At 59.6% G+C, this 18,502-nt stretch carries 16 protein-coding genes; 6 read left to right on the top strand and 10 right to left on the bottom strand.

Features of this window, described 5'->3' with window-relative positions:
• Nucleotides 1-9 precede the first annotated feature (9 nt).
• From pheA to BGC09_RS01305, 4 genes are all read right to left on the bottom strand, one after another.
• Nucleotides 10-945: a prephenate dehydratase gene (gene pheA / locus BGC09_RS01320; protein ID WP_084657821.1), complete on the bottom strand. Its 936-nt coding sequence runs from the start codon at nucleotides 943-945 to the stop codon at nucleotides 10-12.
• 536 nt (nucleotides 946-1,481) lie between these two features.
• On the bottom strand, nucleotides 1,482-1,862 hold the full coding sequence (locus tag BGC09_RS01315) for a DUF983 domain-containing protein (RefSeq protein ID WP_069801401.1): 381 nt from the start codon (nucleotides 1,860-1,862) through the stop codon (nucleotides 1,482-1,484).
• 298 nt (nucleotides 1,863-2,160) lie between these two features.
• Nucleotides 2,161-2,352, bottom strand: a complete 192-nt coding sequence (locus tag BGC09_RS01310; RefSeq protein ID WP_069801400.1) for a hypothetical protein — start codon at nucleotides 2,350-2,352, stop codon at nucleotides 2,161-2,163.
• Nucleotides 2,353-2,545: 193 nt separating this feature from the next.
• Nucleotides 2,546-3,373 carry a cytidylate kinase-like family protein gene (locus BGC09_RS01305; RefSeq protein WP_069801399.1) on the bottom strand — a complete coding sequence of 276 codons (828 nt, stop codon included), beginning with the start codon at nucleotides 3,371-3,373 and terminating at the stop codon, nucleotides 2,546-2,548.
• A 402-nt stretch (nucleotides 3,374-3,775) separates the two neighbouring features.
• Between BGC09_RS01305 and BGC09_RS01300 the strand changes: the two genes are divergently transcribed.
• The 3 genes from BGC09_RS01300 (at nucleotide 3,776) to BGC09_RS01290 (ending at nucleotide 6,564) form a co-directional block, all read left to right on the top strand.
• Nucleotides 3,776-4,702: a LysR family transcriptional regulator gene (locus BGC09_RS01300; protein ID WP_069801398.1), complete on the top strand. Its 927-nt coding sequence runs from the start codon at nucleotides 3,776-3,778 to the stop codon at nucleotides 4,700-4,702.
• A 138-nt stretch (nucleotides 4,703-4,840) separates the two neighbouring features.
• Nucleotides 4,841-6,010: an acyl-CoA dehydrogenase family protein gene (locus BGC09_RS01295; protein WP_069801397.1), complete on the top strand. Its 1,170-nt coding sequence runs from the start codon at nucleotides 4,841-4,843 to the stop codon at nucleotides 6,008-6,010.
• Between the two features lie 38 nt (nucleotides 6,011-6,048).
• A complete protein-coding gene (locus tag BGC09_RS01290) occupies nucleotides 6,049-6,564 on the top strand; it encodes a MaoC family dehydratase (protein WP_069801396.1) in 516 nt (171 codons plus the stop codon).
• A 124-nt stretch (nucleotides 6,565-6,688) separates the two neighbouring features.
• Here BGC09_RS01290 and BGC09_RS01285 read toward each other — a convergent pair whose 3' ends face one another.
• Complete coding sequence (locus BGC09_RS01285) at nucleotides 6,689-7,597, bottom strand: HpcH/HpaI aldolase/citrate lyase family protein (protein ID WP_069801601.1); 909 nt, start codon at nucleotides 7,595-7,597, stop codon at nucleotides 6,689-6,691.
• Between the two features lie 390 nt (nucleotides 7,598-7,987).
• Nucleotides 7,988-9,163 carry a protein kinase family protein gene (locus BGC09_RS01280; protein ID WP_069801395.1) on the bottom strand — a complete coding sequence of 392 codons (1,176 nt, stop codon included), beginning with the start codon at nucleotides 9,161-9,163 and terminating at the stop codon, nucleotides 7,988-7,990.
• Nucleotides 9,164-9,762: 599 nt separating this feature from the next.
• Between BGC09_RS01280 and BGC09_RS01275 the strand changes: the two genes are divergently transcribed.
• Entirely contained in the window at nucleotides 9,763-9,957 is a 195-nt protein-coding gene (locus tag BGC09_RS01275; protein ID WP_069801394.1) for a DUF3311 domain-containing protein, read from the top strand.
• Nucleotides 9,958-10,062: 105 nt separating this feature from the next.
• Nucleotides 10,063-11,649 carry a monocarboxylate uptake permease MctP gene (mctP, locus tag BGC09_RS01270; protein WP_069801393.1) on the top strand — a complete coding sequence of 529 codons (1,587 nt, stop codon included), beginning with the start codon at nucleotides 10,063-10,065 and terminating at the stop codon, nucleotides 11,647-11,649.
• Nucleotides 11,650-11,868: 219 nt separating this feature from the next.
• On the opposite strand, the gene BGC09_RS01265 is transcribed toward mctP, so the two are convergent.
• From BGC09_RS01265 to BGC09_RS01250, 4 genes are all read right to left on the bottom strand, one after another.
• Nucleotides 11,869-12,405: a hypothetical protein gene (locus BGC09_RS01265; RefSeq protein WP_069801392.1), complete on the bottom strand. Its 537-nt coding sequence runs from the start codon at nucleotides 12,403-12,405 to the stop codon at nucleotides 11,869-11,871.
• A complete protein-coding gene (locus BGC09_RS01260) occupies nucleotides 12,405-12,953 on the bottom strand; it encodes a hypothetical protein (protein ID WP_069801391.1) in 549 nt (182 codons plus the stop codon). Before BGC09_RS01260 ends, BGC09_RS01265 begins: the two co-directional genes overlap by 1 nt.
• A gap of 245 nt (nucleotides 12,954-13,198) precedes the next feature.
• Nucleotides 13,199-14,461, bottom strand: coding sequence for a DUF1501 domain-containing protein (locus BGC09_RS01255; protein WP_069801390.1), 1,263 nt, complete (start codon nucleotides 14,459-14,461; stop codon nucleotides 13,199-13,201).
• An 85-nt stretch (nucleotides 14,462-14,546) separates the two neighbouring features.
• A complete protein-coding gene (locus BGC09_RS01250; protein ID WP_069801389.1) occupies nucleotides 14,547-16,121 on the bottom strand; it encodes a DUF1800 domain-containing protein in 1,575 nt (524 codons plus the stop codon).
• Between the two features lie 301 nt (nucleotides 16,122-16,422).
• Between BGC09_RS01250 and BGC09_RS01245 the strand changes: the two genes are divergently transcribed.
• A complete protein-coding gene (locus tag BGC09_RS01245) occupies nucleotides 16,423-18,333 on the top strand; it encodes an MptA/MptB family glycosyltransferase (RefSeq protein ID WP_141727578.1) in 1,911 nt (636 codons plus the stop codon).
• Nucleotides 18,334-18,502: the final 169 nt, after the last annotated feature.

Raw genomic sequence — 18,502 nt, 5'->3', positions numbered from 1 at the left:
ATGCGCCAGCTAAATACGACGCGGGAAGGAGCCGAGGACTTTGCAAAAGGTCGTATATTGCGCCAGATCGGCCAGGGCGCTGCGCACGGGTGGATCATCGCGGTGCCCCTCGAAATCGAGATAAAAGACATACTCCCAGACACGCTGGCGCGAGGGGCGCGACTCTAGCTTGAGCAGGTTGATGCCCCGTTCGGCAAGCACTCCCAGACAACGATAGAGGGCCCCAGGCTGATGCGGCGTCGCCATGACAATCATGGTCTTGGCTGGTCCCTCCCGGCGAGGTGCCGGATCACGCCCCAGAGCGATGAAGCGCGTGTGGTTATCCTTGATGGTTTGGATGCCCTCAGCCAGAATCTGCAGCCCGTAGAGCTCGGCAGCTGCCGCTCCCGCAACGGCAGCTACTCCTCGCAGATTCTGCTCGCGGATCATCTTGGCGCTACCAGCAGTATCGTAGCTTGCGACCACTTCCACCCCTAGCTCGCGCAGAAAAGCCTCGCTCTGAGCCAGAGCCTGTGGATGGGAAATCACTCGCTTGATCTCACTGAGCTGCTGCCCAGGTAAACACAGCAGACAATGGTTGACCGGGAGGCTGATCTCGCCAATAACAAAGAGATCGTACTGACGCAACAGATCATAGACCTCATTGATACTCCCGGCTTGCGAATTTTCTACTGGCACCAGGCCATAGTCGATCGTACCAGCAGCAACAGCGTGAAAAACATCTGCAAAACTGCGATGGGGCTGCGGCTCACTGGCGGGACCAAAGTAGGCCCGCACCGCTTCATCTCCAAAAGCGCCCCGCTCTCCTTGAAAAGCTACGCGGACGGTGGCTTCCTCGCCCTTCCCGGCTCCAGCCGTGGCTGACCTTCCCCGCCCTTCTTCTGCACGCGAGGTCGTCTCTTCCAACAATGGGCGATCCTGCTCATGCTCTAGCGATTGTACCATCAAAGATACCTTGCTCCTCACCCAGATAGTCGCTCTCGATTGTCCCAATTCCTGTTTCCGCTGTCAAGAGGAAAGCTTGACGCTGGCCGAGACAGGTTAGCATAAGAAGAGACAGGAAGGTTCGGAGCTATGGCAGGTAAGAGCTGTTTACACCTTACTTGGAGAGGCTCGCGTGGTCTTGGTCAGATCTCGCACAGAACAAGGCTTTGAGCAGGCTTTAGGAGAAAGTGTTACTGCGGAAGCTGGCGGCCCGCAAGGTACAGCATCGGGACACCCGCAGTGTCCGACGGGTGCTGCAAAGGTCTGGCCGCCGGCAACGGCATCGCACCCAGACCTTTGCCCAGACGCGGGCCGATGCGGCTGCGGGCAAGCCCCTGGCTTGAGCCAGGGGTCGTTGACTGATACGGTACACAGCCACATCTCTCTCGGCCAGCGCGCCAGATGGCCTCTGTCACTCCCCCTCGCCTCTTCCCTCCTTCCTTCCTTCCTTCCCTACCCGGCCCTTAACTCCCATTGGCACGGGCGCTGGCTCTGCCCTACTCTGGGAAAAAGACACGCTCGTTGGTCACCGGATGAATGAGGTGGTCAAAGGCCATCCAGAAGCTTTTCGTGTGCCGATAGAAGATGAGAGGGAAGATGATGGGCATCGTCATGCCCCAGATGAGCAGGGGAATAAAGGGAACACTGGTGTTAACCGCCAGCGGGAGAGTGATCGCAGTGATGAGCAGTTCACTCAACACCAGGTTGACGGCCATCGCCCCCGTATAGTAGCCTGGCTCACGCTCGTATTCAAAGTTGCAGACCGGACAGCGCTCGTAGGTCTTGAATAACCCACAGTAGAGCTTGCCCTCACCACAAACCGGACAGCGCAGCAACAAGGCCCGGAAGAATAAGACACGCGCTCGTTTCCATGTCATTGGCTCAACACCTTCTCAGACGAAGAGAGGCACTCAGCACTATCGTTGCGTCGCGCCGCCGCCCCAGAGGAGAGAAGGCCAGAACCGCTTGTCTGAACTGGGCAGGCGGGGGCGCCAGCGGGCACCCCCAGCCGGACCGGGCCAGCGTAGCTGATGCCCTCCTTGCCTGCAGGTAAGCACCTTCTTGAGCGTACCTGGCCTGGCTCCCCAGGCTGCTACGCCCCGGCTGACGCTGGATGGGAGGTCGTACGGTCGATGGGTCTACTCGCGCTGAGTACGCTCCCCGCCGCTCATGCTCCTACTGCTGAATGCTATAATGGTTCTTGTGATAATATACCATGCCCTTGCCGATCACCTTTACTGGCTGCAGCTCCTTCAGCATGATCGGCTCACCGCACTTCGCGCAAATGCGGCCGGTCAGATGGTTGACCTCTTCACGATTGGCTAGCGACGCGCGCGCTGTCTTGGACAGCTCACCCTTACGCGGCATACACGCTACCCCCTTTCATCTGATGAATACCAGTTTCGCTCTATTGGCAGTGATGGCTTGTGTTCTGCACGACGCTCACTTCTCAGGCGGGCAGGCAGGTTGGCTGACTACTCCACGGCCCAGCAGAAAAAGACCCGTGTCCCGCCTGCTTTCGCTACAGTATACCATAGGGCAGTGCAGGCTGTCCAATCAGTCACTGCTGGGGGGATGCCAGGTCGGCCTCTGGCTCACCGCTGACGGCAGAGAGGGCCTGACAGATGAGGTCAGCAGCCTGCTCGAAGGAGAAGAGGCCAGTATTGATGAGTAAGTGGTAGAGGCCCGGCTGCTGGCCATCGCTCCCATAGTAGCGGCGCAGGTAGGCCGTATATTCATAATCACGCTGCTCAATTAGCTCGCGCGCCCGGCGCTGATCAACATGCAGCGCGCTCATGACGCGCGCAATGCGCTGCGGCAGCGGGGCAAAGAGAGCAACATGGAGCGTGCGCGGAGCATGTTGTAGCAAGAACTGGGAACCACGACCTACGATGATGACGTTCCCCTGCGTGGCCATCTCTAAAATGACTTTCTGGGTCAGGTGCAGATAGGCTACTTCATCATGCTGCTGCAGGGGACGACTGGTCTGACCAAGCAAGCCAGCGTAATTGAGGGTGAAGGGCTGGCTGGCACGTACAGCCTCAAGGATCTGGGCCGCCACGCCGACGGTATATTCATCGAGACGCCTTGCTTCACGGACATCTACGCCCAGGCGACGGGCCACCTCGGTAATAATCTGGCGATCCAGATAGCGTAGCCCCGTACGACGGGCCACCAGACGCCCTACTTCGCTGCCGCCACTACCGAGTTGACGGGCGATCGTGATCACCACCGTTCCCTGGGGAGGCACCCCTGACGGCAGCTCCTCACTCCAGGCTCGTTCTTCCAGCAGGCGCGTCGGGGTTCCCCTCTCTTCAGAGCGGGCGGAGCGCTCTCCCATTTCCTCTGCTGCCTGCTCGCGGACCTGCCCCTCGTTCTCGCTGTTCATATGCTGGCTCCTTGAGTTACTGACCGCTCCGGCTGACTGGCTGGCTGGCTGACTGGCTGGCCCGCCCGTCGGTCCACGGGCGCTGGTCGATCATCCCGAAGCTGAACTGCTCGCTGCTCCCCCGCAACCTTTCCCTCCCTCATGGTATACTGAGGTCAGCGCCAGGCGCAAGGCCCATCCTATAGAGAGGAGAGCGAGCCTGCTCTGGTGCCTTCCCCGCGGTAGCCGAGCCGACCAGGCGCTCCCTGCGAGAGGGCCTCGCCGTTCCTTGCTCGCTTGTCGAGGTCAGCCCTTTTCTTCTAAGATAATAAATAAACGACAAAGAGCAAGCATCTGGGCAACTGTGCTTTCTACACCTTATACATATACCGTCGAATTCCCATTCCCTTGCCAGGAGACCCCATGCGTACGCTCAATCTGCATCAGCTCGCCACATTCCAGGTAGTCGCCAAACACTGTAGTTTTGTCCGCGCCGCGGAGGAACTCCATTTTAGCCAGCCCGCGGTTTCGGCACAGATTCGCCAGCTTGAGGAGAGTCTGGGCGTCAAGCTCTTCGATCAGATCGGGCGCAAAACCCATCTTACCCAGGCCGGCGAGGAGCTGTATCTCTACAGCCAGAAGATTTTCTCTGTCATCGAGGAGGCCCTAGAGGTCATTGAGTCCTTGCGGAGTCCACACTATGGGCGGCTCAGCGTGGCTGCCGATACCACCGTCGGCTCCTATGTCATTCCGCGCCTGCTCGGCAAGTTTCATCAGATGTATCCCGAGGTAGAGATTACGTTGAACGTGCTTAACCGGGCGGCGGTGGTGGAGGCCCTGGCCAATAATCGCATCGATGTTGCGGTGGTTGGACGGGTGCCCGATGACATTCCAGTGGTCATCGAGCCTTTCGCTTTTAACGAGCTGGTACTGGTGGCCGCACCCACACATCGCCTTGCGGGACGTAGCAAGGTTCCATTCGAGGAGGTGACGCGCGAGACTTTCCTGCTGCGCGAGGTCGGTTCGGGCACACGCGCCGCTCTGGAGGGCCTCTTCCAGGAGGCCGGAGTCCCGCTGAAAGTGGCCATGCAGGTAGGCAACAACAGCGCCATTAAGCAGGGCGTGACCGCGGGCCTGGGAATCGCTCTGATCTCGCGAGTGGCCATCGATATGGAGCTGGAGACAGGCCGCCTGGTCATTCTCGATGTCGAGGGCTTTCCGATTATTCGCCAGTGGCGCATCGTCCATCTGAAGGATAAGAATCTTTCTGCCACAGCGCGGGCTTTTAAGCTCTTTCTCCTGCAACACGCTGATAAGCGACTCCGCAAGCAGGAACCTCCGCACTCCTAGCGCCGACGGCAACCGCTGCCACCTGGCTGAGCGCCTGAATCCACTGCCTGCCACAAGGCACGGGCCCTGGCTCGGCTGCAAAGGAGTAGTCACCACCCTATTGGACGAGACTCTAGTGAGCAAGCAAAGGAGGCTTCGATGGAGATGCCATCACACTCCGATGAGGAGCAGCGTCTGCTGGTCGCCGAGGTCAGGCGCTTTGTGGAGCGCTCGGTGCTGCCGGTTGCTCAGCAGCTGGAGCATGAGGACCGTTATCCGAGCGAGCTGGTCGAAGAGCTACGCCACCTCGGCCTCTTCGCAGCCACTATTCCCGAGAGCTATGGCGGTCTGGGGCTGGACCTGCTGACCTATGTCCAGCTCATCGAGGAACTGGCGCGCGGCTGGATGAGCCTGGCCGGCGTGGTCAATACGCACGTCCTGGTGGCTGCTCTGATCGCTCAGTACGGTACCGAAGAGCAGCGCCAGCGCTTTTTGCCAGTGATGGCCGAAGGCAGGCGCCGGGGCGCTCTCTGTCTCTCGGAAGCAGAGGCCGGTAGCGATGTCCAGGCTATTCGGATGACAGCGGTGCGCGACGGTGAGTCCTATGTACTCAATGGGGCCAAGCTCTGGGTGACCAACGGGGTCCATGCCAGCATTCTGGCCGTGCTGGCCCGCACCGATCTCCAGGCTCAACCACCTTACCGCGGCATGAGCCTCTTTCTGGTCGAGAAGGAGACGCCGGGCCTCCATGTGGGCCGCACCTTCGCGAAGCTGGGCTATAAGGGCGTGGATACGGCTGAGCTGGTCTTTGAGGAGGTGCGCGTGCCTGTGGCCAATTTGCTCGGCGGCCTTGAGGGCCAGGGCTTCAAGCAGGCAATGAGTGGCCTGGAGATCGGACGGCTCAATGTGGCCGCTCGCGCTGTGGGCCTGGCTCGCGCCGCCTTTGAGGATGCCATCCGCTATGCCCAGCAACGCCGCACCTTCGGCCAGCCGATCGCTGAGCATCAGGCCATTCAGCTGAAGTTGGCCGAGATGTATACGGAGATCGAGGCCGCCCGGCTGCTCCTCCATGAGGCAGCCCGCAAGAAGACCGCCGGCGGGCGCTGCGATCTCGAAACAGGGATGGCCAAGCTCTTCGCTACTGAGATGTGCCAGCGCGTGACGCTGGAGGCGCTGCGAATCCACGGCGGCTTTGGCTATGTCAAGGAGTTCAATGTCGAACGCTATTATCGCGATGCTCCTTTTATGCTGATCGGCGAGGGCACCAGCGAGATTCAGCGCCTGATTATCGCCCGCCAGCTCCTCCAACGGTATGCGATTGACAGGTAGCCGTCCTGGCTAGTATGGAGAGAGAAGGAGAGAATACCATGTCATTCGGTCGCTGCTATGAAGATTTTGAGGTCGGGGATGTTTACAAGCATTGGCCGGGGCGTACCATCACCGAGTATGATGACACGCTTTTTTGCATGTTAACGATGAATCACCATCCCTTGCACATCGACGCCAACTATGCTGCCTACACGCAACACAAGCAGCGTCTGGTTGTGGGCGCGCTGGTTTTCAGCATCGCGCTCGGCATGTCGGTGCCCGATGTCAGCGGGAAAGCCATCGCTAATCTTGAATTTGAGGAAGTCAAGCACCTGGCCCCCACCTTCCACGGCGATACAATCTATGCTGAGTCGCGCGTGCTCGATAAGCGGCTCTCGACCAGTAAGCCGGACCGTGGCATTGTCACCGTCGAGACGGTGGCCTACAACCAGCGTGGGGAAATGGTCCTGTCATACAGGAGGCGCGTGCTGGTTCCCACGCGGGCCCTGGATGAGGAGCTGCAGCGCCAGGTGCGGGCCCGGATCGAGCAAGGGCGCGACGGAACCAGTCTCTAGGCCAATCCCGCCGCCCCTGAGCGGCGTCCTGGCCAGACCCTGGGGTGGAAGTAGCTAAAGCGCCAGGCAGGCGCCGATTCGCTCTGGCACCAGCGGCCCGCGCCTGCCCTGCCATGCTGACCGCCTAGAGACCCAGCAGATCAGCACGAGCGATGAGCCGTCGTGCGTTGCGAACCACGGCCACGTCGATCATGCGGCCTTCGACTTCGATGGCGCCCTGCCCCTGACGCTGAGCCTCCTCATAGAGCGCCACCAGCCGACGCGCCTGAGCTACCTGCTCGGGCGGGGGCGCGAAGACCTGGTTGGCAATGGGAATTTGTTCAGGATGAATAGCCCATTTGCCACTGCAGCCCAGAATGCTCGCCCGCAGGCATTCACGTCGGTAGCCGTCAAGGTTGCGAATGTCGATATAGGGACCATCAACAGCCTCGATACCCGCCACCCGCGCCGCTACAACGATTTTGTTGCGCGCATAGTGCCAGAGATCACCAGGATAGGCATCCAGATCGTTGCCAATGTACTTGAGATCAATGCCCTGGGAGGCCGCATAGTCAGCGGGACCAAAGATCAGGGCTTCCAGGCGCGCACTCGCACGGGCGATCTTTTCAACATTGATCAGGGCCTCGGTCTCCTCAATCAAAACTTCCAGTCCAATGGGCCGCGTCAGCTTGCAGCGCTTCTCGATTTGGGTGAGCAAGCGATCAACCCACCAGACGTCACGCGCTCGCTTGACTTTGGGGATGATCAGGATGTCGAGGTGTTCCCCAGCCTCTTCGACAAGTGCCACAATGTCACGATAGGCATGTTCGCTTTCAAGATCATTAATGCGCACCGCCCGGGTCTTCTTTCCCCAGTCCAGCGAGCGCAGGGCTTCGATGGCCTGCTCGCGCGCTTTCTCCTTCTCGGCGGGGGAAACGGAATCCTCTAGATCCAACATGACAAGATCGGCCTGGCTGGCCGCCGCCTTTTGCAGCATGCGCGCATTGCTGGCCGGTGTCGACAGTTCGCTGCGTCTCAGGCGCACCGTGCTCATGATAGCTGTGTCCTCTCCTTTGCTCACCTGCTGTGCAGAAAGCAGCCGGCGCCACGAGGGCAAGACCAGAGCCTTTCTGATCTCTCCTCTATCATACACTATCCTTTCCTCATCTCTATGGGCCTGACGCCATGACAGGTGACCAGCTCGCTCAGTCCCCTGAACAGCAAGCAGGCCCGTCGGGCAAGAGAGGTCAGCAGTAAGAAGAAGTTCTCTGAGGCGAGGAGAGGCAACCAGCTAGCGGGGAGCGAGAAGAGCGACAGACCTCTCCGAAGAAAGGCAGCGACAATCAGCGCTGGCGCCTGCCCGACTGGGGCTTTGATAGTTGCCAGTCCGGTTGTTCTTCGCTCGCTTGCTCACGAGGGCAGGAAGCAGACGGCAGAGCTGCAGCTAGGCAAGGTCGTAAGCGCCGGTGCAGCGGCGCAGGAAGGCGGAGAGCTTGCTCAGGCAACGGGCCAGAACGCCTGGCCGATAGCGCGAGATCCCCAGGCGCCGCAGGTCCAGCGCTTCTAACTCCTCTACCAGGGCAAAGGCCGAGGGATAGCGCTGCTCAGGGTCAAGGGCCAAAGCCCGTAAGAGGATATCCTCAATGGCAAGCGGGAGATGAACATTCAGCAGATGTGGAGGAACCAGAGCCAGACCCTCGGGTACGGGCAATGGCTCCAGGGGATCAGGAACCTCTGCCCCCATCTCTTCGCAATCGAGGATCTCCGCTAACTGGCGATGCGTCGCGGTAATGGGGGCATAATGCGTGCAAAGCAGGTAGAGGAGCGCCCCCAGCGAATAGACATCGGAGCGCTCGTCGCACTGACCTGAAAAGACTTCGGGAGCCACGAATGGATTGGCCGCCGAGGGGGCAGGCGACGGAAAGAGCTGACGGTAATGCTCGAAGGCGAGCTGGGGGGTGCCAACGGTCGCTTGCCAGAAGACCGGTGGCGGCGGCCAGGAGACGAGCAGCGTCGGCGACCAGGGGGCCCGCCCATCAGCATCGATCAGCACGGTGGCCGGATCAAGGTCCCCAAGAACACAACCCAGGCGATGCAGACGCGCCACCAGACGGGCAAGCTGAATACTCCAGGAGAGCGCAACCTCTAGATCAAGCCAGGCCGGCCAGCGCCCATCGGCCAGCAGCAGGTCGGCCAGGGTCATGACCTCGAGCTCACGCGCCTGCCGCAAACCAACCAGCTGCTGGACAAGATAGTGCCGATCACCTTCTACCCGCAGGCGATCCCCCGCCTCGGGCAGGCGCGGCGAGGCCAGCAGCGTGAAAGAGGCAAATTCTTCATAGGCCGCTCGCTCAATCTGCATGCGCTCGCGAGCACTCAGCCCACCAAGGAGCAGCTCGCGCACCGCTACCAGCGGCTCCGGCTCCTCACTGTACTGGATGCGTTCCCGCCTGCCCGAGAGACGCCTGGCAAGGTAAAGATGGACACGCGGACGCTCATGCAGCAGGCGGATCAGACGATAGCGCCCGCCAAGGATGATCGAGCCTTCCGGCAGTGCCGCCCCATGCAGCTCCCGTTCTTCTACATCCCACGCGCTCCCTCTCGTCTGCGCTTCGTTCATGAGCTGACTATCTGCCTTTCTTCTTCTCCTTATTATTATACCCTTTTTATTGTATATGACGAATATCCAGGAAGAGCTTAACAGAGAGGTCTACCATCTAGTGGTGCTACCTTTATATCATTATACTTCTGCACAGGCAGGAAATTCCCCCTGTTGTTCCAATCATACCAGTCTGCTTTGGCTGGGAGGGAACTGCGGAGAGCGGCATAAGACACGGATGTCCGAATGACTAGCTTCAAGGGCGGGTTGACTTTTCGACTTTGATTGCGTACGATTATAGCATACCAGTCAGCATTGGGCGTGTCGGTTGCCGGGTCCAGCAACAGTACAGACTGAGAAACGCGCCAATTCAGCCTGATCGGGCCAGCTGCGTGCAAGGGTGCACGCAGGGATGGTCTTGGCAAAGGCCAACAGCGAGCGAGCCAGCGAGCCAGCCGATGAGGTAGGTGCTGCTTCATCCAGTGCCTCATGCCTGTGTGCTGGCTCTTGCTATCGTTCTCGCATGGGCCTTACCGACCCGACCATACCAGGTTTTCCATCCAATCGTCTCCCAACGCGCCGCGGGAATCGTATCACCTGTTTCAAAGGAGTGACAGCTTATGGTTACCCGTACCGAGAAGAGACGCTGGCCTCTTCTCTTGCTCATCATCCCCTTCATTGCTACCCTGCTGCCCTTTTTCTACAACTCCTATCAGCCGGAGTTCATCGGCATCCCATTCTTCTACTGGTATCAGCTGCTCTGGACCATTCTCGGCGCGCTGGTCACTGCCATTGTTTACTGGTTGAGCGCTTGAGCCAGCGAAGCAGGCGGCCCTGAGAACAGCGTTGTTCGAGCATCTGTGCAACGGATTGCTGCATTGCACCGTGATGCAATGCCTGCCGAGAAAGGAAAGACTACAATGGTCAATGTCGTTGCTTTAAGCGTCTTCATTGTATTTTTCATTCTTGTCACCGTGCTGGGCTTCGTTGCCGCTCGCTGGCGTCGCGGTGATCTGAGCCTGCTGAACGAGTGGGGGCTGGCTGGTCGACGCTTCGGGACCGTGATCACCTGGTTCCTCCTGGGCGGCGACCTCTACACGGCCTACACCTTCGTGGCTGTGCCGGGCCTCATGTTCAATAGTGGAGCCACCGGCTTCTTCGCTGTCCCCTACACGATTGTGGCCTATCCCCTGGTCTATTTGTTGATGCCGCGCTTCTGGAGCGTCGCCAAGAAGCATGGCTATATCACCGCTTCGGACTTTGTCCGCGATCGCTTCGGGAGCAGCACCCTCGCCCTGGTGGTCGCTTTCACTGGCATCCTGGCAACGATGCCTTACATCGCCCTCCAGATGTTCGGTATCGAGGTCTCGATCGCTCAAATGGGGGTCCCGGTTGAGGCCGCTCTGATTATCGCTTTCCTGATTCTGGCCGCTTATACCTATACCAGCGGCTTGCGCGCGCCTGCGATGATCGCTCTGGTCAAGGATTTGATGATCTTTACGGTGATGATCGTGGCGATCATCGTGATCCCCATTAAGCTGGGCGGCTTCGACCATATTTTCGCAGCGGCCCACACTAAGCACCTGAACGCGATTGCTCAGGGCACGACCTTCCGCGATCTGCTGACAACTCCCCAGGCCCAGATGGCCTACGCGACTCTGGCTCTCGGCTCGGCCCTCGCTCTCTTCCTCTACCCCCACGCGATGACGGGGGTGCTTAGTAGCAGCAGTCGCCAGGTGGTCAAGCGCAATGCTGCCCTGCTGCCCCTTTATTCGCTGATGCTGGGCCTGCTGGCCCTGCTCGGCTATATGGCCATCGCTGCCGGCACCGGGGTCACAAGCCAGCCCGCTTTCCATAGCTATAAGGCTAATGGCGCCGTGCCTTCGCTCATGAGCTGGGCTTTCCCCGACTGGTTTGCGGGTTTCGCTTTCGCCGCTATCTCCATCGGGGCCTTGGTTCCTGCCGCAGTGATGTCGATCGCTGCCGCCAACCTCTTCACGCGCAATATCTATAAGGAGTACTTCCGCCCGAATTGCTCGGACCGCGAGGAGTCGACAGTGGCGAAGGTGGTCTCGCTGGTGGTGAAATTCGGCGCCCTGCTCTTTATCTTGCTGGTGCCGGCTACCGATATTATCAATTTCCAGCTCCTGGGTGGGGTCTGGATTATTCAGACGCTTCCCCCTGTCTTCCTGGGTCTCTATACCAACTGGATGCACCGCTGGGCGATGATTATCGGCTGGGTCGGCGGCATGGTGACTGGCACCTGGATGGCGGTGGCCAATAACTTCGCCTCCTCGGTCTTCACGATCTCTCTCGGCAATGTGAAGATCGCCGCCTATATCGCCGTCTATTCGCTGCTGGTCAACCTGGTCTTGACGCTGATCCTGACCCCGGTCTTCCGTGCCCTGGGGGTTCCTTCGGGGAAGGACAATACGCAGCCTGCCGATTATGAGGAGGAGGGGCTGGCTGCTCTACCCAAGGAGCCTTTGATGGAGGAGCTGGCCTGAGTCCTGTTGGTTGGACTCGTCTCTCGTCCGCTCCCTGCCCTGCCTGGCGCATGCTGACTGGCTGGCAGCCCTGGCCCGGATGAGGCCCAATGGACGGAAAAGACGAAGGCGCAATTGGAGCTTTGGAACGAACGAAGAGAGACGGGCCTTCACCACCTTGATGGGTGGAAGGATGCTCGTCTCTCTTCGCCTTGTCCGGTTTGCCCGCCGGCAAGTAGATCAGTCGTCTTCTGTTGATACGCTTACCTGCTCCACGCGCTGCAGCACTTCCTGCAAAGCCTGGAGCCGTGGCGAGCAGGCGATCAGGCTCTCCCTCTCTTGGGGCGACCTGGCGCTATCTACTTCGTGCTCTAGTAGCTCGCTCAGGGTCAGATAATATTCGACCAGCACGCGCTGGCCGCTGGTGTGATCGATCGTCTCCTCTAAGAGGGCCGCGGCTTCAGCGTAGGCCTGGAGCCGACGGTTGGCTCCCTCCAGTTCTTGACGCGCCTGCTCCTGCAGACGCGCTTGTTGCTCTAGCTGACGCCGGCGCAGACGTGACTCTCTTTCCTGGGCCAGGGCTTGCTCTTGCAGGCGCAGAGCCGCCTCACCTGCGGCCAGCCTTGCTTCCTCTTGCCGACGTGCCAGCCAGGCCCTGACTGCGTGCAGCCGTACAAGGAAGCTGGCCCCCTCTGGAAGGCGTAGCTCATCTGAGGCGAGCAGCTCATCGCTTCCTCGCTCCTGTTCTTGTTCTTCGTATTCGTCCGGGGAATGCATCAGGAGAAGAGCACCTGCGCTTTCTTGCCGAGATGCAGTGAAAGCGTGGAGAGATCGAGTTGCCGATTGGCAGGAAAATCAAGGTAGCCCGTTTGCTTCTGGCCCGGTAGGACCACAGGAGGAATGGTAATGAGCTGGGGAGCTATCTGGGTGCCATCGGGAAGCACCAGGCGCGCCAGGGCCTGGTAGTCGATCCCGACTGGCGATTCGCCGGGATTCTGAACGTCCAGATAGACCCGAATGACATAGTTGCTCTGGTGCTTCTGATCATCAGAGTAGCTGCCTGCTTCACCAACCCGGGTCACGGTCAGGTTGACCCCGCTATAGGAGAAGGTGCGATTTAACTCGATGGAGGCCACCGGATTCTTCTGCGCCGGGGTGGGGGTAAGCGCCGTTAGGGCATCGTTGCTATTGCCTCCAGCTCGCGGTAAGTGGCTATAGGCCATGAGACCAACCAGGACGATCAGCATCACAAGCACCACAATGCCCAGTGTGATCCACAGCTCACGCCGCTGCGGATACCCCTCTTCCTTGAAATCATCAGACATCTTGACGATGGTACTCCTGACTGCGAGAGTTAGATCAACCGGTTCATATTATAGCAAAGATCCGACAGGCGGGTCAGACGGCCTCGTCGCTGGAAGTCAGGGCAGCTCACAAGGCAGGCTGGCCGCTCCTGATCACCCCGACGGCCAGGCCACCGCCGCCAGGCAACCAGGAGCACATCGGCAGTCCACAGAAGGGAAACGCTGGTAGCCCCCGATAGGATAGATCAGCTCAATAGCCGATAAGGCTATGAGGCCGAGAGGAAATTTTGTGTGCCGAAGGAGCCTCCCAGGACAGTGCGCGCCGAGGCTCCCATCCAGCGCTCTAATACGGTGGCATAGACCGAGCGGAAATCAACCGTGTATTTTAGATTCCCGTTGTCGTCCAGATTCGTCAGTGACGGCGGCTCCCCAAAAATGCCGCGATTGACAGCGCTGCCGACGATGAACATGGGGGCAGCTGTTCCATGATCGGTCCCCAGACTGCCATTTTCTTCAACACGTCGCCCAAACTCGGACCAGGTCATGACGACAACTTGATCAGCTTTGCCGTGCAAAGCGAGGTCCGTGTAGAAGGCATAGAGGCCGTCGGAGAGGGTTTTGACAAGCTGGGCATGGGTCTCCTGCTGGTTGGCATGGGTGTCGAAGCCACCCAGAGTGATGTAGCCGACACGCAGGCCCAGATCGTTGACAATGACTTCCGCAAGAATCTTGAGTCCCTCGGCAAAAGGACCCTGGGGATAGCTTGCCGCAGGCTTGTAGGTGTTGGCCGCTTGCTGCAGGCGCCCCGCACCCGCCTGGGCGTCAAGGGCGGTGGTCTCCAGCAGCACAGCATAAGGCGCAGTCCGCGGATAGGAATTGTAGAGCTTGAGCAGAGCCTGCAGGCGCGAGGCCCCGCCATCGTGATCGGCTGGGTCAGCGTTGAGACGGTAGGAGCTGAGGCTGGAGAGCGTCGGGACCTGGGCAGTGAGCGATGAAAGGGCAAGCGCGGTCTGGCTGCCGATCTCTAGCGCCTTGAAAGGGTGACCTTCCTGGTCCACAAGGCCGGCCACAAGTTTCCCTAGCCAGCCCTCGCGCCCGTTGCCACTGAGATCGAGGGTCTGCCAGATGTCCATCGCCTGGAAGTGCGAGAGACTTTGATTGGGATAGCCGACTCCCTCGATGACAGCCAGGTGCCCGGCCTCCCAGAGCTTTTGGAAGCCTGCCATTTCGGGATGCAGGCCCAGCCGCTGATCTAACGGCAGTACCTGGGCCTCTTTGATCGCCAGGGTGGGGCGCATCTGGTAATAGCGGGTGTCTGTATAAGGGATGACGGTGTTGAGACCATCGTTGCCACCGGCTAACTGTACGACGATCAGGGTACGCTCGCTGGCCGCCTGGGCCAGCCGCGCCCCTTCACGGGCCTGCGCACGCGCCGAGAGCACGGCACGGCTGAAGATAGAGGGCATAACCATGCCAGCGCTCACGACGAGCATACCATCTTTGATCAGGGTGCGACGAGACAGGGCCATTGCTTTCCTCTCAGTTCAATCAGGCTCCCCAGCAGACCGCGACCGCGGGCCTGCGGGTCGTCTGCTTCCTCCAATCTTCGTTTGATTAGTTGAGCTGATACTCCGGCGAGGCCAGGAGTAGATAGAGAGCATCTCGCACACGGCTGAGCGGGTAGGCGCTGCCATTGGCGAAGGTGACGCTCTCCTGCCGCCCCGGAGCCGGCGCAGTGAGATAGCTGACGAGCAAGGCCCGCCGGTCGTTGGCAAGCTGACCGTCGAGCAGGAAGGCCGCAAAGTAGTCGACGAAGGCCTCGGGCGAGGCCAGCCGGTTCTTCTCAATCAGCGCTTGCAAATCGAGCGGACGAACGGTACCGCGCCCCAGACCACGACGCAGGAGAAGGTCCACGTAATTGAGGCGCGTCATCCACGTGCCACTATTGAGCCAGAAAGCGCTGACCTTGTCACCAGGCCAGCCGCCAACATTGGGAGGATCAAAAACGGTCTGACCCATGAGTGTGGTGAACTGCGGCAGCAGGCTGCCATCGTCCTGGAGACCCAACGCTCGATAGGCACCAACGGCAAATTCAACCGGCGACTTGAGTCGGCTACGGTAGGCTTTGGCCGAGGCGAACTGCGGAGAGAGCAGGAGAGCACGCATGACCGCGCCAATACTATGGTTGCTGTGCTGATAAGCAGTGACGAGCGGCTGGAGGTCCTCCTCGCTCGGGTTCTCGTAGACAAAGAAGCTGAAGAGCTTGCGCGCGAGAAACCAGGGAGTGGCTGGATGATCGGCGAGGATCGCGATGACGTCCCGATAATCCAGGTTCCCGCTGTGCCCCAGAAAATGCTTGATACGGTCGCTGTGACTGGCAGGATTGTAATAAGAGGAGAGGCCCCGAACATGCCAGCCACTCAGGGCCGCCGCTCCTTCGGTGACATCCTGTTGGGTGTAATGACCCAGCCCGATGGTGAATAGTTCCATCAGCTCGCGCGCATAGTTTTCATTGGGGGCGTTGCGCGTGCTCTTGGTGAGATCGAGATAGAAGAGCATGGCAGGGTCGCTGGTGATTCCCAGCAGGATATTGTCAAAGGTATCGAGGGCACGCTCGCGCAAAAACTGGTTCTGGATAACTATGCGGCGATAGAAGCGCGGACCGCCGACTTTGCGAAAGCTGCTGGTAAGCACCCCATGCCAGAAAAGGACCATTTTTTCTAACAGCGGACGCTGCGTCCAGGCCATGCGCAGCAACCACCAACGCTGCTGATCCTGTGGCCGATCGAGATTGAGATTGAGGGCTGCCAGACGCTGCTCCATCTCATCGTCGGGGACGTGTTGGTAGCTCAGGAGGCGATCGACCGCCGCGGCAAAGCCAAGCTTGCGATAGAGCGCTAGCTCCGCGGGTCCAGCGCCAAAGCCCGCACGCCGCAGCAAGTGACCGATGAGTTGCTGATCAGCCTGGGCGCCAGCTGCGTGGTTCTGCTGCCAGAGCTGTTCCAGGGCGATGCCTCCAGTCACCAGGCCGGCTGCTCCCAGGCCGATCCCCGCCAGCCCAAGGAGCCGTCGCCGGGGCAGCCGCGTCGAGGCTGATTCTGAGGTTGAGGAAGACGTTCCCGGCTCCGGCTCTCTCTGCTCTGCCGGGTGGGACCAGGTCGGTGCCTCATAGCTCGCTGCTTCTTCCATAAGCCAGGTCGCTCCCGTGCATCCTCTCTACAAAATGTTTTCTGGACTATAGCAGTCATGCTAGCAGAGAAAGCTCAAGATGTCCTCAAGAAGAGCTATATGTTTGCTGAAGATGGCTCTCGAAAGGAATCTGGCCCAGTCCGTCACCGTGCAAAACTATCAATCGTTCAAGAAAGTTGGAAGCTGTGCCTCTCGCTGTCCAGGAAGGCCCTGCCCTCGGGGCCTTCCTTCATGCAGGCCAGCTACCACCTGCCAGTGCTATATCAGCATCAACTGTGATAGATGGGTAGCAAGCATAGGGATGAGAAATGTAGAATTGCCACTTGAGCAGAAAACGGCGGGAATAGATGTCGTCACTCAACAGGAGTTGAAGGAAGCAAGCCTTCCACAGGCGCCAGCGAGGCCGCACAGGAGTCAGCGGCTTCTCCCGCTGGCCGTTTTTGGGGGAATGGTCCTGGCCATTGTGCTGTTGGACGCTGTGCTCCCGCTCAGCGGCCTCTGGTTCAACGATGTGCTGCTCTCACGGGCCGGCACCTGGTCGCTCTTACCGACACAGGCGCTCTTTCCCAGCTGGAGCATTATTCCGCTCCAGCCAGTACCCACCGACCCGGCGATTCCTTCGCCCCCGGTGGCCTGGCTTGAGGTCGTCCTCTTCCTGACAGTCCTGACGTCCCTCTTTCTCCTCTATCTCTACGCTCTGGCCAGGCTGCCTGCCCTCATCTCCCGTCGGTATGTCGTACTCTCAACGGTAGCCCTTGGCCTGCTCTACGCGCTTATTCCCGTTGTCACCTCGCCAGATCTTTTCTCTTACCTGATCTATGCGCGGATGGGCGTTATTTATCACCTTAATCCTCTCACTACGCTTCCGACCCAAATCCACTATGATGTAACCTATCCTTATCTCTACTGGATCGATCAACCCTCGGCTTATGGACCAACCTGGGCCGCCATCACTTGTTTCTTACAGTGGCTGGCGCTGCCGCTAGCTGGGGCCAACAATCTGGTTCTTCCCTTGTTATTGCTGCGCCTGCTTGGCCTGGCCACTCACCTGGGTTCGGCCCTTCTGATCTGGTCTATCAGCGGCTACTTACAACCGGCACGAGATGAGGATCAGCATAGGCAGCGCCGGCACGTTCTGGCAACATTGGCCTTCGCCTGGAATCCGCTTCTGCTTTTTGAGGCAGCGGTTAACGCCCATAACGATAGCACGCTGCTCTTCCTAATCTTGCTAGCTCTCTGGCTCCTTGTGCGTGGAAGGCCGGTGCTGCTCCTCTACTCGCTGGTGACGGTGCTCTTCGCTCTGGCAGCTTGTCTGAAGATTAACACGGTCCTGCTCTTTCCAGGGCTACTGTTGCTGCTGTGGGGGCGGGGCCTACCGCTGCGACAGATCGCCCTCTGCCTGGGGCTCTACCTCAGCTGTATCGTCCTGCTCTATGCCCCTTTCTGGAATGGTGGCGCCATTCTAGAGGTCTTGCGCGTCAATCCCTCAGCCTCGCGTAATATTAATACGCTCGCCGAGTTTCTTGGTCAATTCTACAACGCGCTTATTGTCTCGCATTTCGAGATGACAATCCCAATTATCGGCTCGCCTGGCGAACGCCTCACCCATACGCTGAGCATGGGTCTCTTCGTCCTCTGCTACCTCTGGCTCTGCTGGCAGGCCCTCCGCCACCCCTGGCGTCTCAGGACCGCCAGCGGTCTGATTCAGTGGCTGGCGCTGGTCTGGCTGCTCTATTGCGCCGTCGGCACTCCCTGGTTCTGGCCCTGGTACCTGGTCACGTTCTTCGGTTTCTATGCCCTGCTGGAAGCGAGCGGCGAGAGCAGGCGCTGGCCATTGACCCTCGTACGCTGGCGTGGGCTGGCCATGCTCCGGCGGCCTCTACCTTTCCGCCTGCTCAGCCTGACGATGCTGATGCTCTACTGCTCCTATGCCTGGGCCCTGCATGGCGCCTTTGTGCCTTTCCTTCCTGGCTTCAAACTGGCCTATCTGCGTGGCCCTTGCGCCTGGCTTCTGCCGCTCTTCCTGACCTGGCTGATCGATCGCCTTGCTGGCCGCGCTCGTCTTGGCCTCAGTTCGCAAGCGACTGGACGCCCAGACTTTCCGCCCGCTGCCCTATTCATCCAACGTCTCTCACAGCCCTATCGCCTCCTGCTCCAAATTGGCGCCAGCGAGCAGCGGGAGGAGCGGCAGCCATCTTCATCAATGGAATGAGCTGAAAGAAGCGCTGCAAGAGAGGAACAGCGCCAGGGACAGGATGGGGATCTCCTCACCCATCAGAGGAGCATCTGATGCTTGCCTGTCATCTGGCAGAGAGACAGCCCAAGTGGTAGTGGCAAGAGCCTGACGCAGGCTCCTGCCACCTGGCGGGGAGAACATACAC

This window comes from Thermogemmatispora onikobensis (assembly GCF_001748285.1).
Classification (GTDB): domain Bacteria; phylum Chloroflexota; class Ktedonobacteria; order Ktedonobacterales; family Ktedonobacteraceae; genus Thermogemmatispora; species Thermogemmatispora onikobensis.
Note: the sequence above shows the minus strand (reverse complement) of the source record. Positions and strands in the feature narration are given on the sequence as shown.

Excerpts from the sequence above, each read along its gene's own strand:
- pheA (WP_084657821.1), bottom strand. The coding sequence starts at position 945 with ATGGTACAATCGCTAGAGCATGAGCAGGATCGCCCATTGTTGGAAGAG.
- BGC09_RS01315 (WP_069801401.1), bottom strand. The coding sequence starts at position 1,862 with ATGACATGGAAACGAGCGCGTGTCTTATTCTTCCGGGCCTTGTTGCTG.
- BGC09_RS01310 (WP_069801400.1), bottom strand. The coding sequence starts at position 2,352 with ATGCCGCGTAAGGGTGAGCTGTCCAAGACAGCGCGCGCGTCGCTAGCC.
- BGC09_RS01305 (WP_069801399.1), bottom strand. The coding sequence starts at position 3,373 with ATGAACAGCGAGAACGAGGGGCAGGTCCGCGAGCAGGCAGCAGAGGAA.
- BGC09_RS01300 (WP_069801398.1), top strand. The coding sequence starts at position 3,776 with ATGCGTACGCTCAATCTGCATCAGCTCGCCACATTCCAGGTAGTCGCC.
- BGC09_RS01295 (WP_069801397.1), top strand. The coding sequence starts at position 4,841 with ATGGAGATGCCATCACACTCCGATGAGGAGCAGCGTCTGCTGGTCGCC.
- BGC09_RS01290 (WP_069801396.1), top strand. The coding sequence starts at position 6,049 with ATGTCATTCGGTCGCTGCTATGAAGATTTTGAGGTCGGGGATGTTTAC.
- BGC09_RS01285 (WP_069801601.1), bottom strand. The coding sequence starts at position 7,597 with ATGAGCACGGTGCGCCTGAGACGCAGCGAACTGTCGACACCGGCCAGC.
- BGC09_RS01280 (WP_069801395.1), bottom strand. The coding sequence starts at position 9,163 with ATGAACGAAGCGCAGACGAGAGGGAGCGCGTGGGATGTAGAAGAACGG.
- BGC09_RS01275 (WP_069801394.1), top strand. The coding sequence starts at position 9,763 with ATGGTTACCCGTACCGAGAAGAGACGCTGGCCTCTTCTCTTGCTCATC.
- mctP (WP_069801393.1), top strand. The coding sequence starts at position 10,063 with ATGGTCAATGTCGTTGCTTTAAGCGTCTTCATTGTATTTTTCATTCTT.
- BGC09_RS01265 (WP_069801392.1), bottom strand. The coding sequence starts at position 12,405 with ATGCATTCCCCGGACGAATACGAAGAACAAGAACAGGAGCGAGGAAGC.
- BGC09_RS01260 (WP_069801391.1), bottom strand. The coding sequence starts at position 12,953 with ATGTCTGATGATTTCAAGGAAGAGGGGTATCCGCAGCGGCGTGAGCTG.
- BGC09_RS01255 (WP_069801390.1), bottom strand. The coding sequence starts at position 14,461 with ATGGCCCTGTCTCGTCGCACCCTGATCAAAGATGGTATGCTCGTCGTG.
- BGC09_RS01250 (WP_069801389.1), bottom strand. The coding sequence starts at position 16,121 with ATGGAAGAAGCAGCGAGCTATGAGGCACCGACCTGGTCCCACCCGGCA.
- BGC09_RS01245 (WP_141727578.1), top strand. The coding sequence starts at position 16,423 with ATGAGAAATGTAGAATTGCCACTTGAGCAGAAAACGGCGGGAATAGAT.